This window comes from Mycobacterium sp. (assembly GCF_052143115.1).
GTDB lineage: Bacteria > Actinomycetota > Actinomycetes > Mycobacteriales > Mycobacteriaceae > Mycobacterium.
On the sequence record NZ_JBKQTQ010000007.1, the window covers coordinates 40507 to 55214 of the forward strand.

The 14708-nt window shown below is 63.7% G+C and carries 12 protein-coding genes and 2 pseudogenes; 10 read left to right on the forward strand and 4 right to left on the reverse strand.

Features of this window, described 5'->3' with window-relative positions; genetic code table 11:
- Positions 1 to 7 precede the first annotated feature (7 nt).
- The 3 genes and pseudogenes from pstA to pstS all read right to left on the reverse strand — a co-directional run bounded on the left by pstA (position 8) and on the right by pstS (position 3016).
- The gene (pstA, locus tag ACLQI9_RS00830; RefSeq protein WP_442384393.1) at positions 8 to 913 is read right to left on the reverse strand and encodes a phosphate ABC transporter permease PstA; all 906 of its coding nucleotides are present in this window, start codon (positions 911 to 913) and stop codon (positions 8 to 10) included.
- Positions 910 to 1774: pseudogene (gene pstC / locus ACLQI9_RS00835) on the reverse strand (phosphate ABC transporter permease subunit PstC). Before pstC ends, pstA begins: the two are co-directional and overlap by 4 nt.
- Positions 1775 to 1891: 117 nt before the next feature.
- Positions 1892 to 3016, reverse strand: a complete 1125-nt coding sequence (gene pstS / locus ACLQI9_RS00840) for a phosphate ABC transporter substrate-binding protein PstS (RefSeq protein ID WP_442384397.1) — start codon at positions 3014 to 3016, stop codon at positions 1892 to 1894.
- Between the two features lie 241 nt (positions 3017 to 3257).
- On the opposite strand from pstS, the gene ACLQI9_RS00845 reads away from it, so the two are divergent.
- From ACLQI9_RS00845 to ACLQI9_RS00890, 10 genes and pseudogenes are all read left to right on the forward strand, one after another.
- Positions 3258 to 4073, forward strand: a complete 816-nt coding sequence (locus tag ACLQI9_RS00845; protein ID WP_442384399.1) for an SDR family NAD(P)-dependent oxidoreductase — start codon at positions 3258 to 3260, stop codon at positions 4071 to 4073.
- 44 nt (positions 4074 to 4117) lie between these two features.
- Positions 4118 to 4780, forward strand: coding sequence for a TetR/AcrR family transcriptional regulator (locus ACLQI9_RS00850; RefSeq protein ID WP_442390758.1), 663 nt, complete (start codon positions 4118 to 4120; stop codon positions 4778 to 4780).
- Positions 4781 to 4800: 20 nt separating this feature from the next.
- On the forward strand, positions 4801 to 4995 hold the full coding sequence (locus ACLQI9_RS00855) for a ferredoxin (protein ID WP_442384401.1): 195 nt from the start codon (positions 4801 to 4803) through the stop codon (positions 4993 to 4995).
- Positions 4996 to 4998: 3 nt separating this feature from the next.
- Positions 4999 to 6252 carry a cytochrome P450 gene (locus ACLQI9_RS00860; protein WP_442384403.1) on the forward strand — a complete coding sequence of 418 codons (1254 nt, stop codon included), beginning with the start codon at positions 4999 to 5001 and terminating at the stop codon, positions 6250 to 6252.
- 178 nt (positions 6253 to 6430) lie between these two features.
- Positions 6431 to 7492 carry an amidohydrolase family protein gene (locus tag ACLQI9_RS00865; protein ID WP_442390788.1) on the forward strand — a complete coding sequence of 354 codons (1062 nt, stop codon included), beginning with the start codon at positions 6431 to 6433 and terminating at the stop codon, positions 7490 to 7492.
- Between the two features lie 9 nt (positions 7493 to 7501).
- The gene (locus tag ACLQI9_RS00870; protein WP_442390760.1) at positions 7502 to 8743 is read left to right on the forward strand and encodes a M24 family metallopeptidase; all 1242 of its coding nucleotides are present in this window, start codon (positions 7502 to 7504) and stop codon (positions 8741 to 8743) included.
- Positions 8744 to 8788: 45 nt separating this feature from the next.
- Entirely contained in the window at positions 8789 to 9919 is a 1131-nt protein-coding gene (locus ACLQI9_RS00875; protein WP_442390762.1) for a M24 family metallopeptidase, read from the forward strand.
- A gap of 2 nt (positions 9920 to 9921) precedes the next feature.
- Positions 9922 to 10875, forward strand: a complete 954-nt coding sequence (locus ACLQI9_RS00880; protein ID WP_442384409.1) for an enoyl-CoA hydratase/isomerase family protein — start codon at positions 9922 to 9924, stop codon at positions 10873 to 10875.
- A gap of 3 nt (positions 10876 to 10878) precedes the next feature.
- On the forward strand, positions 10879 to 13317 hold the full coding sequence (locus tag ACLQI9_RS00885) for a CaiB/BaiF CoA transferase family protein (RefSeq protein ID WP_442384411.1): 2439 nt from the start codon (positions 10879 to 10881) through the stop codon (positions 13315 to 13317).
- Positions 13314 to 13816 (forward strand): annotated as a pseudogene (locus ACLQI9_RS00890) (SDR family NAD(P)-dependent oxidoreductase). Before ACLQI9_RS00885 ends, ACLQI9_RS00890 begins: the two are co-directional and overlap by 4 nt.
- On the opposite strand, the gene ACLQI9_RS00895 reads toward ACLQI9_RS00890, so the two are convergent.
- Entirely contained in the window at positions 13813 to 14661 is an 849-nt protein-coding gene (locus ACLQI9_RS00895) for an SDR family NAD(P)-dependent oxidoreductase (protein WP_442384413.1), read from the reverse strand. The pseudogene ACLQI9_RS00890 and the gene ACLQI9_RS00895 sit on opposite strands and share 4 nt — an antisense overlap.
- Positions 14662 to 14708 lie beyond the last annotated feature (47 nt).

Here is a 14708-nt window from a genome sequence, read left to right on the forward strand (position 1 = left end):
GCGTGCTTCAGCGTCTGCGGATTGTGATCACGCGATTGGCTGCCGCGGCCACCAGATAGACCGCTGCTACGACGAGGATCAATGTCAGAGCGGCGCCCCAAACCCGCAGGAAGCCGGCGTGTTCGGGATTGTTGAGTTCGGTGTAGATCAACAGCGGCAGCGATGCCATGTTGCCATTGAAGATGTCGAAGTTGATGGAGCGGCTGTAGCCAACCAGCACCAGCACCGGCGCGGTTTCCCCCATTACACGCGCGACCGACAGTAAGACGCCGGAGATGATGCCCGGCATCGCGATCGGGACGACGATCCGCATGATGGTTCTCCATTTCGGAATACCCAAGGCATAGCTTGCTTCTCGCAGATCATCGGGCACCAACTTGAGCATCTCCTCGCATGACCGCACCACGACCGGCAACATCAGCAAGACCAACGAGAGTGATACCGCGAAGGCGCTCTGCTGGAATCCCAGGGTGGCGATCCACAGGCTGAAGATGAACAGTGCCGCCACGATCGAGGGCAGCCCGGCCAGCACGTCAACCATGAAGCTGGTGAACCGCGCCAGCCGACGGGAACGGTATTCCGCCAAGTACACCGCGGTCATGAATCCCAGTGGTATGGCGAGGATAGCCGCCACCCCAGCCTGCACCAGGGTCCCATAGATGGCGTGATAAACCCCGCCGGAAAACTGCTCCGGTAGCACTCCGCGCAGTGAGTGGCTCCACCATCCGGGCTGCGTGATGGCGTACCAGCCTCGTTGGAAGACAACCCACAGCAGCCACACCAGCGGCACCAACGCGCTGACGAAGGAAACGACGAAAAGCACCGTCGCGATGTTGTTTTTGATCCGCCGCCCGACACTGACCGGCTGAACTGCTGCATCTTTGACGGGCAGGTGGAGGGTGGAGACGCTCATTGCTTGACCGCCCGGCCAACGATTGCGCGGGCGATCGCGTTGACGATGAACGTGAGGACGAACAGCACGAATCCGGCCGAGATGTAGGCACCTGTCGGCAGTGGGTCACTGAATTCGTTTGCCGCAGAGGCAATTTTGGAGGCGAACGTGTAGCCACCGTCGAAAAGCGACCAATTCCCGGCATGGGCCGACGCGCGCAGGATGATCAACACGGCCACGGTTTCGCCCAGAGCGCGGCCCAATCCGAGCATCGATGCAGCGACGGCACCGCTACGACCGAACGGCAGCACGGTCATCCGCACCACCTCCCACTTTGTCGCGCCCAATGCTTGCGCCGCTTCGATGTGAGTATTCGGGGTCTGCCGGAACACTTCTCGCGATACCGAGGTGATGATGGGCAGGATCATCACGGCAAGCACGACGCCGGCGGTGAAGATATTGCCGCCCCCGGCCAATGAAACGTTGCCGCCCTTGAACAGAAATAACCATCCCAGGTCGCGGTTGAGAAATGCTTCCATCGGCTCGAGTTGCGGTGCCAGCACGAAAATCCCCCACAACCCGAAGACGATCGACGGCACCGCGGCGAGCAGGTCGACTAACGCGCCGAAAGGGCGTGACAGTCTTGCCGGCGCATATTGCGTGAGGAACACCGCGATCCCGATCGAAACCGGGTACCGCTAAGGCCAGGGCGCATAGTGAGCTCAGCACCGTCACCATGAAGAGGTCACGGATACCGAACGCCAGGTTGTTGCTGTGGGTGGTATCGAATTGCGCGCTGGTGAAGAAATTCGCATGGTTGGCGCGCAGTGACGGGATGGCATGGACCAGCAGGAAGATCGCGATCAGAGCGATCGCGAGCATGATCGTCGAGCCGGCGAGGGCGGCGACCGACTCGAACAGTCGGTCGCCCCGCCGTGCCTTATCTCCGTCGCTAGCCGTCAGCGCAGGCGTCGTCGCGGTCGACACGATGGCCCTGGATCACGCGATGGCGTTGACCGCGGCCGACAACCTCGACTTGAATGCGTCGGGAATGGGAATATATCCGTTGTCCGCCAACCCATTCTGACCGGGACCGATGGTGGCCTGCAGGAACGCCCTCACGGCCGTGCCGACCTTACTGTCCGGATACTTGGAGCAGACAATCTCATACGTTGCCAACACGATCGGATAGGCGCCCGGCTGCGTCGGCTTGTAGAACGACATCGTGTTAAGCATCAGGTCGTTGCTGCCCATTCCCTTTACCGTCGCCCCGGCGATCGTCTTGCCAACCGAATCGGCGCTGATCGCCACCGGGTCGGGGCCTGCCGACGTGACGATCCTGGCCACGTTGAGCTTCTGCGCCTGGGCGAAGGACCATTCGTTGTAGGTGATTGAGCCCGGGGTGTTCTTGATGGCCGCCGAGGTGCCATCGTTGCCCTTGGCGCCTTCACCAACGCCGCCGTTGAAAGACTTTCCGGCGCCCTTGCCCCATGCACCGTCCGATGCGGCATCGAGGTATTGCTGGAAGTTGTCCGACGTGCCGGACTGGTCACTGCGGAAGACGACGTGTATCGGTAGCGCGGGCAGGGTGGTGCCGGTGTTGAGCGCCGTGATGGCCGGGTCGTTCCACGTCTTGATGGTCCCGTTGAAGATTTTCGCCGCGGTCGGCCCGTCCAGATTCAGTGAGGTCACGCCGTCGACGTTGTAGGTCACCGCGATCGGGCCGAACACCACCGGCAGGTTCCACGCCGGCGAACCGCACCGCTGCTGTGCTCTGGCGTGTTCGTCGTCCTTCAGCGCCACGTCCGAGCCGCCGAAATCGGTCTGGTTGCCTAAGAATTCGTTTATCCCGGCCCCTGAGCCGTTAGCCGTGTAGTTCAAGGTTTGGCCTAAACATGCCTGCTCGAAGGCGTTGACGAATCGGGCCATCGCATTCGCCTGGGCGGTCGATCCACTGGCTTTCAGCGTCTGCTTCCCACCACAACTAACATTGGCCGCTGACGAACCAGCCGAACCAGACGTGGCACCGCCTTCATTTGTCGTGTTGTTGTTTCCACACGCGGACAGCATCAGCGCACCGGTGGCCAGCACACTCAGCGCGACGCCAAATCGGTTGATTTTCAAATCGTTTCCTTTGAACGATCGGGGGTGACGACGACTTTCACTGCGCCACCCGCTCAGGCCGGACCACGGAACCCTGCCGACATTACGAAACCGTGGCTGTTCTAGGCCAACGCCAAGAAAATTCGAAGCAAACAAATAGCCTCGCCGAGCGGAACGTAGCACCAGGCCGAGGCGGGCTGCGGAGCCGTTGGGTAAATCAATCGCTTGACTTAACCGATGTCGCGCCGATTAACTCGTCGACATGGTCAACGAACTGGCCGGCAAGGTCGCGATCGTCACGGGCGGCGCTTCAGGCATCGGTGCCGGCATCGTCGAGAAGTTTTTGGCGGAAGGCGCGCGGGTGGTGATCGCCGACGTCGAGCGCGATCGCGGCGAAGATCTCGCCGCCACCCTGGGCGCCGACGCGGCCTTTCGATTGACCGATGTCTCCGACCCCGATCAGGTCGATGCGCTGGTCACCGGGGCTGTCGAGACGTTCGGTGGGCTGGACGTGATGGTGAACAACGCCGGAGTCTCCAGCAAGATGCACCGCAGTTTCTTAGACGATGACCTCGCCGATTTCCATCGCGTCATGTCGGTCAACGTGTTGGGCGTGATGGCCGGCACGCGCGACGCAGCGCGCTACATGGCGACCCGCGGAGGTGGGTCGATCGTCAACGTGTCGTCGATCGGCGGTATCCAGGCCGGCGGTGGCGTCATGAGTTACCGCGCGTCAAAGGCTGCGGTCATCCAGTTCACCAAGTCCGCCGCAATCGAATTGGCCTATTACGACATTCGGGTCAACACCATCGCGCCCGGCAGCATACCGACACCGCTGCTGGCCTCGTCGAACAGCGAAAAGGATGCCGCCGAGGTGCAGCGGTTCGAGCAGGCGATTCGAGAGCAGATGCGAGCCGACCGCCCGCTGAAGCGAGAAGGCACACCCGAGGACGTCGCGGAGGCCGCGCTATATCTGGCCGGCGACCGGTCCAAGTACGTGACCGGGATCGTCCTGCGAGTCGACGGCGGGACCGCCACCGGCAAAGCAATCCGGCGTCGCAGCGACAAGGGGAATTAAATCAATCGCTTGACTTAATCAGGATCAGAGCGTTGACTGGCCAGGTGACCACCGCGAGGGCTGCGCGCAGCGACCGGGCCAGCACCACCCAGGAGGCGATCCTGACCGCGGCCGAGCGGCTATTCGCTGAGCATGGCGTCTTCGCGGTCTCTAATCGGCAGGTCAGCGAGGCTGCCGGTCAGGGCAACAATGCCGCGGTCGGCTACCACTTCGGCAGCAAAACCGATTTGGTGCGGGCCATCGAGCAGCGGCATCGGGTGGCCATCGAGCAGCTGCGCGAAACCATGGTGGCCGAGACGCTGCAATCGGGGGCCGGTGACGATATGCGGAGCTGGGTGGCGTGTCTGGTACGTCCACTGACCGACCACCTCGCAGCGCTCGGCAACCCGACCTGGTACGCGCGCTTCGCCGCGCAAGTGATGACCGATCCGGCCTACTACAACATCGTGGTGAAAGATGCGCTCACCTCTGAATCGCTGGTCCAGGTGATCGACGGCATCAACCGGTGCCTTCCCGAGTTGCCAATCGAGGTTCGGGTGGAACGCAATCTGATGGCCCGGAACCTGTTGATGCACACCTGTGCCGAGCGTGAGAGGGCAATGGCCGCGGGCGCATCCGTGCCGGGTTCGTCGTGGCAGGCCGCCGGTTCCGGTCTGATCGACGCGGTCGTGGGACTCTGGCTGGCGCCGGTCACCCCGCACGAGTGAAGAAGTTGGCTGTAAAAACTATGAAAGTGACTGTGGACCAAGACAAATGCGCTTCGTCAGGCAACTGCGTGATGCATGCTCCCGAACTTTTCGACCAGCGCGACGATGACGGAGTCGTCGTTTTGCTGAACGAGAACCCGCCCGCCGAACAGGCTGACAACGCCCGCAAGGCCGCCGCGGGTTGCCCCGCACTGGCCATCGACATCGAGGAGTGAGAAGTGTCCGACACCCTCACCGGCACCGCAATCGAGGCGGTTCCTGACGCCCCGGAATATCCGATGGGAAGGGCAGCCGGCTGCCCGTTCGCCCCGCCGCCGGAGGTGATGGAACTCGGAGCGGCGCGGCCGCTGTCCAGAGTCAGGATCTGGGACGGCAGCACACCATGGCTCATCACCGGATACGACGAAGTGCGGACGCTGTTCTCTGACTCCCGCGTGAGCGTCGATGACCGGCGGCCCGGCTTTCCGCACTGGAACGAGGGCATGTTGTCGACGGTGCACAAGCGCCCCAGGTCGGTCTTCACCTCTGACGCCGAAGAGCACACGCGGTTTCGGCGAATGCTGTCGAAGCCGTTCACCTTCAAGCGGGTCGAAGGCCTGCGGCCGGTGATCCAGCAGGTCACCGACGAGCACATCGACGCAATGCTGGCCGGACCGCAGCCGGGCGACATCGTCACGGCGCTGGCGCTGCCGGTGCCGTCCCTGGTGATCAGCCAGCTGCTGGGCGTGCCGTATGAGGACGCCGAGATGTTTCAGCACCACGCCAATATCGGGCTTGCGCGCTACGCGACCGGTGAGGACACCGTCAAAGGTGCGATGAGTCTGCACAAATATCTTGCCCAGCTGGTCGAGTCGAAGATGGAGGCTCCACTGGAAGATTCGGCAGATGCGGTGTCGGACTTGGCCGAAAGGGTCAAGGCGGGAGAGCTCAGCGTCAAGGAGGCCGCGCAGCTGGGTACCGGGCTGCTGATCGCCGGGCACGAAACCACGGCCAACATGATCGGCCTCGGCGTGCTGGCGTTGCTGCAATACCCGGAGCAGGCGGCCGTGCTGCGTGACACCGACGACCCGAAAGTCGTCGCCAACGCGGTCGAGGAACTACTGCGCTACCTGTCCATCATTCAGAACGGGCAGCGCCGCGTCGCCGCTGAAAATATTGAAATCGACGGCGAGGTGATCCGCGCCGGTGAAGGGATCATCATCGACCTGGCGCCGGCGAACTGGGATGCCAGCGCATTTGCCGAACCCGAGCGGCTGTACCTTCATCGCTCGGGCGCCGGCCAGCACGTCGCATTCGGCTACGGCAGGCACCAATGCGTCGGTCAGCAGCTGGCCCGGGCCGAACTGCAGATCGTCTTTCACACGCTGCTTCGCCGCATCCCCACGCTGGAACTGGCCGTGCCGATCGAAGACATTCCGTTCAAGCACGACCGGCTCGCATACGGCGTCTATGAACTACCGGTGACCTGGTGAATCCGTTCACCAAGCGATCCGAAATGACTACTGTCGAAAACGTGTGGATCCGATTGGAGTGTCAATGATGTCGACTCAAACAAGCGCCGTCTCGCTCTACCCGCCCGGAGGATTTGGCGCACCCAAGGATCGGCACGGCCAAGCCAACGGCACGAACGTGGGCCTGCCGGAAGGAACCGTGGTTTTCTCTGCGGATAACCACATTTCGCTGGCCGACGATATTTTCTATCAGCGTTTTCCAGAGGCCCTCAAGGACAAGGCGCCGCGAATCTGGTACGAGGACGGCGCCTACCAAATCGGGCGTAAAGGACAGTCGTTCTTGCCGGTCGACTTCAGCGCGGTGTTGATGCAGTACGACGACCTGCCCGGGGCCGCCAGTACCAACATCGAGGCCCGGATTCAGGAGCTGCGCGAGGACGGTGTGGAGAAGGAACTGGCGTTCCCCAATGCCATCCTGGCGCTGTTCCACTACCCGGATAAGGAACTTCGCGAGCTCGCGTTCCGCATCTACAACGAGTACATCGCCGAGTTGCAGGAGCGCTCCAACGGCCACTTCTACGGTGCGGGCCTGATCAACTGGTGGGATCCACAAGGCACTCGCCGGACGCTTGCGGAGCTGAAATCGTTGGGGCTCAAGACCTTCCTGCTGCCGCTCAACCCGGGCAAGGACGACGAAGGCAATCCGATCGACTACGGCAGCACCGGGATGAAGCCGGTATGGGACGAGATCGAAGACGCCGGCCTCCCGGTGAGCCACCACATCGGCGAGACCCCGCCGAAGAGCCCGTGTCAGTTCAACAGCGTCGTCGTCGGCATGATGATCAATATCGACGGATTCCGCGAACAGTTCGCCAAGTACATCTTCTCCGGAATTCTCGATGATCACCCAAGGCTGCGGATCGGCTGGTTCGAGGGTGGAATCGCCTGGGTGCCATGGGCTTTGCAGGACGCCGAGCACCTGGTGGCGTCGTATCAGCACATGTTCAATCGGCCGCTGGAGCATGACGTTCGCTACTACTGGGACAATCACATGAGCGCATCGTTCATGGTCGACCCGCTCGGACTGAAGTTGATCGACCAGATCGGCGTCGACAAGGTGATGTGGTCTAGCGATTATCCGCACAACGAAAGCACCTTTGGCTATTCCGAGAAGTCGTTGGCCGCGGTTGTCGAGTCGGTCGGCGCTGAGGCAGCGACGCGGATCGTGAGCGGCAATATCACCGAATTCCTGGGTGTTTAAGGCTGCTAGATGACTTCGATCACTTCGTTCCTGGCCGCACCAACGTCTGCGCTCGACATCCCGGACACACCCGATCTCGATCGGATGCGGCGCGAGACCGGCGCGCGGCTGCGCTCGGCGATGGCCGACCGCGGCGTGGACGCCTTGATCCTGCTCGGAAACAACAGCGTCGTCTACGCCACCGGGGTGAGCTGGCCGTTGGGTGACGCCGGATTGTCTTATGTCGAGCGTCCAGTCGCGGTGGTGCTCGCCGACGACCCGTATCCGCACCTGTTTCTGCCGTTTCGTGAAGGGGCCGCGTCGGAATCGGGGCTGCCGGCCGACCACCTGCACGGCCCGGTTTATCTCGAGTTCGACGAAGGTGTGGAGAGCTTCGCGCGGGTGGTCGAGGACCTGATCCCGGTCGGGGCGGTGCTCGCCGTGGACGAACTCACCGGCGCGATGCGGCGCGCGCAGTCGCGACTTTTCCCGTCCGGGCGGCCCGCTGACGCCGCGCAGATCGTCGGCGCCGCCAAGCTCATCAAGACTCCCGACGAGCTGTCCTGCATGCGCACCGCGTGCCGGATCACCGACGAAGCGATGGTCGACGTGCAGGCCGCGCTGGCACCCGGGATTCGCCAGATCGACCTGTCGGCCGGTTTCATGCGCCGCGCCTTCGAGCTGGGCGCGATGGCCAGCATGCTGGAACCGATCTGGCAGGTGATGCCGCAATCCAAGGCAGACGGGGTCTGGACCACCCATGGTGATTTGGCATTGCCGCTGTTGACAACTGAGCGCGAGCTGGTCGCCGGTGACGTGCTGTGGACCGATGTCAGTATCACTTACGCGGGCTATTGCTCCGATTTCGGCCGCACCTGGGTGGTCGGCGCCGAACCGACACCCCGCCAGCAAGCGCAATTCGCCAAGTGGCGGGAAATCATGGACGCGGTGCTCGACGTGACCCGCGCGGGTGCCACCGCCGCCGAGTTGGGCAGAACGGCCACCAAAGCCAACGGCGGTACCCGACCATGGTTGCCGCACTTCTATCTGGGCCACGGCATCGGTGTCAACGCCGCCGAAACGCCCATGATCGGAACCGATCTCGGTGATGAGTTCGATGAGAACTTCGTCTTCGAGCCGGGGATGGTGTTGGTCCTGGAACCGGTGGTGTGGGAGGACGGCACCGGCGGCTATCGCAGCGAAGAGATCATCGTCATCACCGAGGAAGGCTGGATCCCGTTGACCGACTACCCCTATCACCCCTATGGCTAGCGCTGACGACGATGCAGAGCGAAGCGATGAAGAGGAGTAGCGCCGATGGCGACTGAGGTTCTGCCGGACGACCGCGCGCTGCGCGCAGGTCGCCGGGAGCGGGCACTGGCCCAGATGGAAAAGCACGACCTCGACGTGCTGGTGCTGGGTCGGCAGGCCAACGTGCGCTACGTCTCCGGTGCGCCGCAGCTGTGGGTGGCAGGCACCCGCCCATTCGGACCCACCTGCGTGCTCGTCCGTCGGACCGGGGCGATCCATCTGCTCAGCACCTGGGACGAGGGGGTTCCGGACGACATCCCGCACGAGAATCTCTATGGCATCACTTGGAATCCGATGAACACGATCTCGGTGCTCAAGCGTATCGATGGCGCAGCCTCTGCCAAATGTGTTGGCACCGATGCGCTTTCACCGGGGTTTGCGCAGCTGCTGCCGGTGGCCTTCCCTAACGCCGAGCTGGTCGACGGTGAGCTGGCCATGCGGGCCGCCCGGCGGATCAAGACCGCCGAGGAGGTGAGCGCGCTTCGCGAGGCCATCCGGGTCGCCGAAGTCGGGTTGGCCGCGGCAGTCGCCGAGCTGCGACCGGGGGTCAGCGAGAAGACGCTGGTCGGCGTCCTGCTAGAGGCCATGGCGGCGGGAGGGGTGAGCACCCCGTCGACCCAAGATGCTGCGTGGGTGACCTCACGGGATCACCCGTGGCGACGCGCGAGTGACGACGGGCGGGTTGAGCCCGGCGACTTAGTGGCGTTCTCCGCGGGCGTGCTGGACAACGGGTATACCGGCGAGGTGGGACGCACCTGGCCTGTCGGCGAACCCAGCGGTGCTGCCGATCTGTATCGGCGATGGGATGCCTTGTGGCACAAGCTGTATGACGCATGCCGACCGGGCGCGCCGGGTACCGACCTGGTGGCCGCCTACCAGGCTGCGGAGGAGCAGCTGCCGCCGATGCCGATTGCCCGAGGCCTGGGCCTGGGATTCGACCCCCCGGTCGTTTCGCAGCACTTGCCGGCGACAGCTGCCGGGGAACGCCTGGAGGCGGGGATGGTGCTGGCTGTTACCGGCTATGTCTGGCAAGAAGGTATTGGCGCGGTGTTTGGGCGCGAGGCGGTGTTGATCACGACCGATGGCCCTGAAATCCTGACATCGAGCCCGTCGGCCAACGTCGCTGTCGGCGCTTGAAAATGGCGGAGAACGAGCGGCCGTCGCCTGAGGAGATCATCCTCTACGCGAAGGACCCAAAGACCAAGATCGCGACGATCACGTTCAACCGTCCCGAGTTTCTCAACGCTCCCACCGCGGCGGCGCGGCTCCGGTATGCCGACCTGCTGCACGCTGCCGGTGTCGACGACGACGTCAAGGTGGTGGTGATTCGCGGCGTCGGCGACGACTTCGGTAGCGGCGCAGATCTTCCCGAGGTCATGGAAGGCGCGGATTCGCCCGGCTTCCGGCTCGCCGAGCTGCGCCTGGACGAAGACGATATTCGGTATCCGCCGAAGGGATCGTTTCGCCACGGCGCAACGATCGGCGCATGGTACGCGAATGCGCAGGCCGGCAACCGCTCACTGCAGGAGTTCAAAAAGATCAGCATCGTCGAGGCCAAGGGGTACTGCTACGGTTGGCATTTCTATCAGGCCGGTGACGCCGATCTGGTAATCGCCAGTGACGACGCGCTGTTCGGCCATCCGTCCTTCCGGTACTACGGCTGGGGGCCACGGATGTGGACCTGGGTCCAGACCATGGGGCTGCGCAAGTTTCAGGAAATGGTTTTCACCGGGAGGCCATTCACCGCAGACGAGATGTTCCAGTGCAACTTCCTGAACAAGGTCGTGCCGCGGGATCAGCTGGAAGCCGAGGTCGACAAATACGCACTGGCGTGTGCCCGCAATCGACCCATCGATACCGTCTTCATGCAGAAGGCATTCTTCGAAATGGTGAAGCAGTATCAAGGCGAATACCTGGGCAGCATGCTGAGCGCCTTCTTCGAGTCGATGGGCAGCTTGGTCAGACCCGATGGTGATGAGCTGATGCTGAGCGACGCGATCGACAGCGGCCTCGCCGACACAGTGAAGGACAACGACAGCAAGTTTCCGCCCGACTTCCGGTTGAGTAAGTCGGGCCGGGCGAAGAAAGGGTAGGCCGTGCAGCCGGAGACTGGCCCGCTGCACGGCTACACCGTCGTCGAACTCTCCACCGGCATCGCCGGGGCCTACTGCACCAAGCTGTTGGCCGACGGCGGTGCGCAGGTGATCAAAGTCGAGTCACCACAAGGTGATCCGCTGCGCGGCTGGTCGGCGTCCGGGGCGCGCATCGAACCCGCCAGTGACGGCGCCTTGTTCGGTTTCCTGGCGTGTTCCAAGCATAGTGTCGTCGCCGATCCGGGCGTCGACGGCGACGTCGGGTTCGTCAGCGATCTATTGGCCTCTGCCGACGCGGTGGTGTGGTCGCGTGGTTCGACGGTGGCCGAGTGCGACGCATTCATGCCCGCCGCGCTGCGTCGTTCCCATCCGCACCTGATCGTCACGTCCATTACCCCGTTCGGGCTCGAAGGCCCGTGGCGGGATCGTCCGGCGACCGAATTCACCCTGCAGGCGTGGTCGGGCGGAATCGTCGGGCTTGGTCGCGGATCGCCCGACCGCGCACCGACATTCGTCGGTGGGCAGGTCGGTGAGTATCTCGCCGGCGCTTATGCCAGCGCGGCGACGTTGGCATCGCGGTTACGGCAGATTGAGTGTGGTGCGGGTGAACTCATCGATCTGTCCATGCTCGAAGCGCAGATATTGGGGCTCACCTATTACCCGGTCACCTATTTCCAGATGCTCGGGCGGCCGTGGCGCGATGCCCGCAAGGTCACCGTCCCAGGGATCGCCCGGGCCAGGGACGGGCTGGTGGACGTGGGATGTGGAACCGCCCAGCAATGGTTCGACCTGTGCGCAATGATCGGACGCCAGGACTGGATCGACGAGGACCTACCGGTATCAATCACCGAGCAGGCCAACGAAAAGGCCGAGGAGATCTATGCGTGGTTTGCCGGCCAGACCGTTGACGAGATCCTCGACGTCGCCACCGGCTTCCGGATTCCCAACGCGCCGGTGGCGAACGGGGCCAACATCGCCGAGTTCGACCACTTCCGGGAGCGACGGTCATTCGTCGCCAACCCCCGCGACGGGTTCCGTCAGCCCGACCATCCCTATCGGATGCGGCCCGCGCTACTTCGACGGCCGCAACCCGCCCCGCGCCTCGGTGAGCACACCACACAGCACCGCCGGGCCGGTCGGCCGCCGCGGAAGCCGTTGACGCTGCCGGGCACTGTGGATCGGCTGCCGTTCAAGGGCTTACGTGTGCTGGACATGACGACCTTCTGGGCCGGTCCGAGCTGCACGCATTTTCTCGCCATGCTCGGGGCCGAGGCAATCCATGTCGAGTCCACTCGCAAACCGGACGGCACTCGGCTGATCGCCGGAGTACCGGTTACCGAAGACCGATGGTGGGAAAAATCGCCGATCTTTTCGGCTCTCAACACGAATAAAAAGGGATTGACCCTCGACCTGCAGACCTCAGCGGGGCGGGACGTGTTGCGCCGCTTCATCGCAACCTCTGATGTCGTCGTGGAGAACTTCACGCCTCGGGTGCTGGACCAGATCGGCCTGGACTTCGCGGCGGTTCAGGCGCTACGGTCCGACGTGATCCTGCTGCGGATGCCCGGGTTCGGACTGGACGGGCCGTGGCGAGACAACCCGGCATTCGCCTACGTCATCGAGGCCGCGTCGGGGGTGAGCTGGCTGACCGGCTATCCGGACCGAAACCCCTACGAGCCGTACTCGGTTGGCGACCCGAACGCCGGCGTGCATGCGGTCAACGCGCTGCTGCTGGCGCTCGAGCACCGGCGCCGCACCGGGCAAGGAGCTTTGATCGAGGCCGCGATGATCGATGCCGCACTCAACATTGCCGCCGAGCAGGTCATCGAATACTCCGCGTACGGGGCATTGCTACAACGGGCAGGCAATCGAGGGCCGACCTCGGCGCCCCAAAGCCTTTACCGCACAGCCGATGTCGATGAATTCGGTCGTCTGGACAGCTGGGTCGCGGTCGCCGTGGCGAACGATGAGCAGTGGGCGGGGTTGTGTGAGGCGCTGGGCCGGCCGCCGTGGGCAATGGATACCGGGCTGTTCGATGCAGCCGGCCGGCGAGAACAGCACGACCTGATCGACGAGCATCTCGGCGCGTGGTGTCAGGATCGCAGCGGCGACGAGATCGTCCGGCGCCTATGGGATGCCGGCGTCCCGGTGGCCAAAGTACTGCAGCCGCATCGCCAGACCGACATTCCGCAACTCCAGTTCCGCGGCTTCTTCGAGGACGTCGGTCACCCGGTCAACGCCCGAGTCGCCCACAGCACAGTGCCGGTGCGGTTTTCCGCCGGACCTGATCGATTCCATCTGCAGCCCGCACCTCTGCTGGGCCAGCATAACCACGAGCTGCTCGCGGAGATCGGGCTGAGCGAACCCGAGATCGCCGAGTTGGAAGCCGAGGGTGTCATCGGCCGGGCCCCCGGCGGCGCGAGAACGGCTGCCGGGCGGTGACAATCAAGCCGTCCGACATCCTGCTCAACGACCGGGTCGCGGTGGTGACCGGCGGCGGCGCCGGTATCGGCCAAGGCATCGCAGCCGGCATGACCGCTTTCGGCGCCTCGGTGGCGATCTGGGAGCGAGACGTAGAAAGCTGCGGCTCGGCCCCCGAAGCGTGATCAACTACACCAAGACCGCCGCGTTCGAACTTGCGCCGCAAGGAATCCGAGTCAACGCCATAGCACCCGACCTCACGCTGACCGAAGGGCTCATGCAGCTCAGTCCCGAGGGTCTGGGACCCGAAATCAGCCACGCCATCCCGCTGGGTCGGCCCGGTCACGTCGACGAGATCGCCAGCACCGCGCTATTTCTCGCCTCGGAAATGGCGAGCTATATCACCGGGCAGACCATTCACGTCGACGGTGGAACACAGGCCGCCGGCGGCTGGTACCACCACCCCGAAACGGGCGGCTACAAGTTCGGGCCCGGCTTGCTAGTGGCTCTGGCCTTTTAGTTGGTCCAGCCGTCGGCGGCCTGATCGTCGAACGTGTGGTCAATACGCTCGAACCTGCGGCGGACTGACGCACGAGCCGCCGCGTGTGGCAGCACGTACAAGCGGTTGGCCGCAATCGCATCTGCGGTGAGACGGGCCACCTCATCGACGCTGAGGGTGTCCTCCTGGGAAGGAGCCGGCCCCGGCCCCTCCGTCACGACCGCCGTTGATGCCAGGCCGTAATCCGCGCCGCGGATTCGTTCCGAATTGGAGATCAGTTTGGTTTCGACGACCATGGGGCAGAGCACCGACACACCGATGCCGTGTTCTTTGACCTCACGGGCCAGCGTCTCAGCCAGGCTGACGACGCCGTATTTGGCGACGCTGTAGGCTCCGAGGCCGACGTTGGGTACCAGGCCGGCAAACGATGCGGTGAAGGCGATATGGCCGCCCGCACCTTGATTGAGCAGCCTCGGCAAGAACGCCTCGACGGCATGGATGGAGCCCCACAGATCAATGTCGATCACCCAGTGCCAGTCGTCGTGGGTCATCTCCGCGATCGGACCTGCGACCACAATGCCCGCATTGCTGAAGACAATGTCGACCTGGCCGAGAAGACGAAATGACTCGTCCGCCAGGTGAACCATCTCATCGAGTTGCCGGACGTCGCACATCACGGGGTGCGCGTCAAACCCCTGACCATGCAAGTGTGCCACCGCCTGTTCCAGCGCGGGTTTATCGACGTCGGCGAGCACGACACGTGCTCCACGGCGAGCGAACTCGGTGGCAGTAGCGAACCCGATACCATTCGCACCGCCGGTGATGACGGCAGCTTTTCCTTTGAACCGACCTTCGAAACCGTCCATGCCGCCCGACGTTAACCGATGGTCTCGAGTGCTCGGCGACGACCCCT

Excerpts from the sequence above, each read along its gene's own strand:
- ACLQI9_RS00855 (WP_442384401.1), top strand. The coding sequence starts at position 4,801 with ATGAAAGTGACTGTGGACCAAGACAAATGCGCTTCGTCAGGCAACTGC.
- pstA (WP_442384393.1), bottom strand. The coding sequence starts at position 913 with ATGAGCGTCTCCACCCTCCACCTGCCCGTCAAAGATGCAGCAGTTCAG.
- ACLQI9_RS00870 (WP_442390760.1), top strand. The coding sequence starts at position 7,502 with ATGACTTCGATCACTTCGTTCCTGGCCGCACCAACGTCTGCGCTCGAC.
- ACLQI9_RS00875 (WP_442390762.1), top strand. The coding sequence starts at position 8,789 with ATGGCGACTGAGGTTCTGCCGGACGACCGCGCGCTGCGCGCAGGTCGC.
- ACLQI9_RS00895 (WP_442384413.1), bottom strand. The coding sequence starts at position 14,661 with ATGGACGGTTTCGAAGGTCGGTTCAAAGGAAAAGCTGCCGTCATCACC.
- ACLQI9_RS00845 (WP_442384399.1), top strand. The coding sequence starts at position 3,258 with ATGGTCAACGAACTGGCCGGCAAGGTCGCGATCGTCACGGGCGGCGCT.
- ACLQI9_RS00880 (WP_442384409.1), top strand. The coding sequence starts at position 9,922 with ATGGCGGAGAACGAGCGGCCGTCGCCTGAGGAGATCATCCTCTACGCG.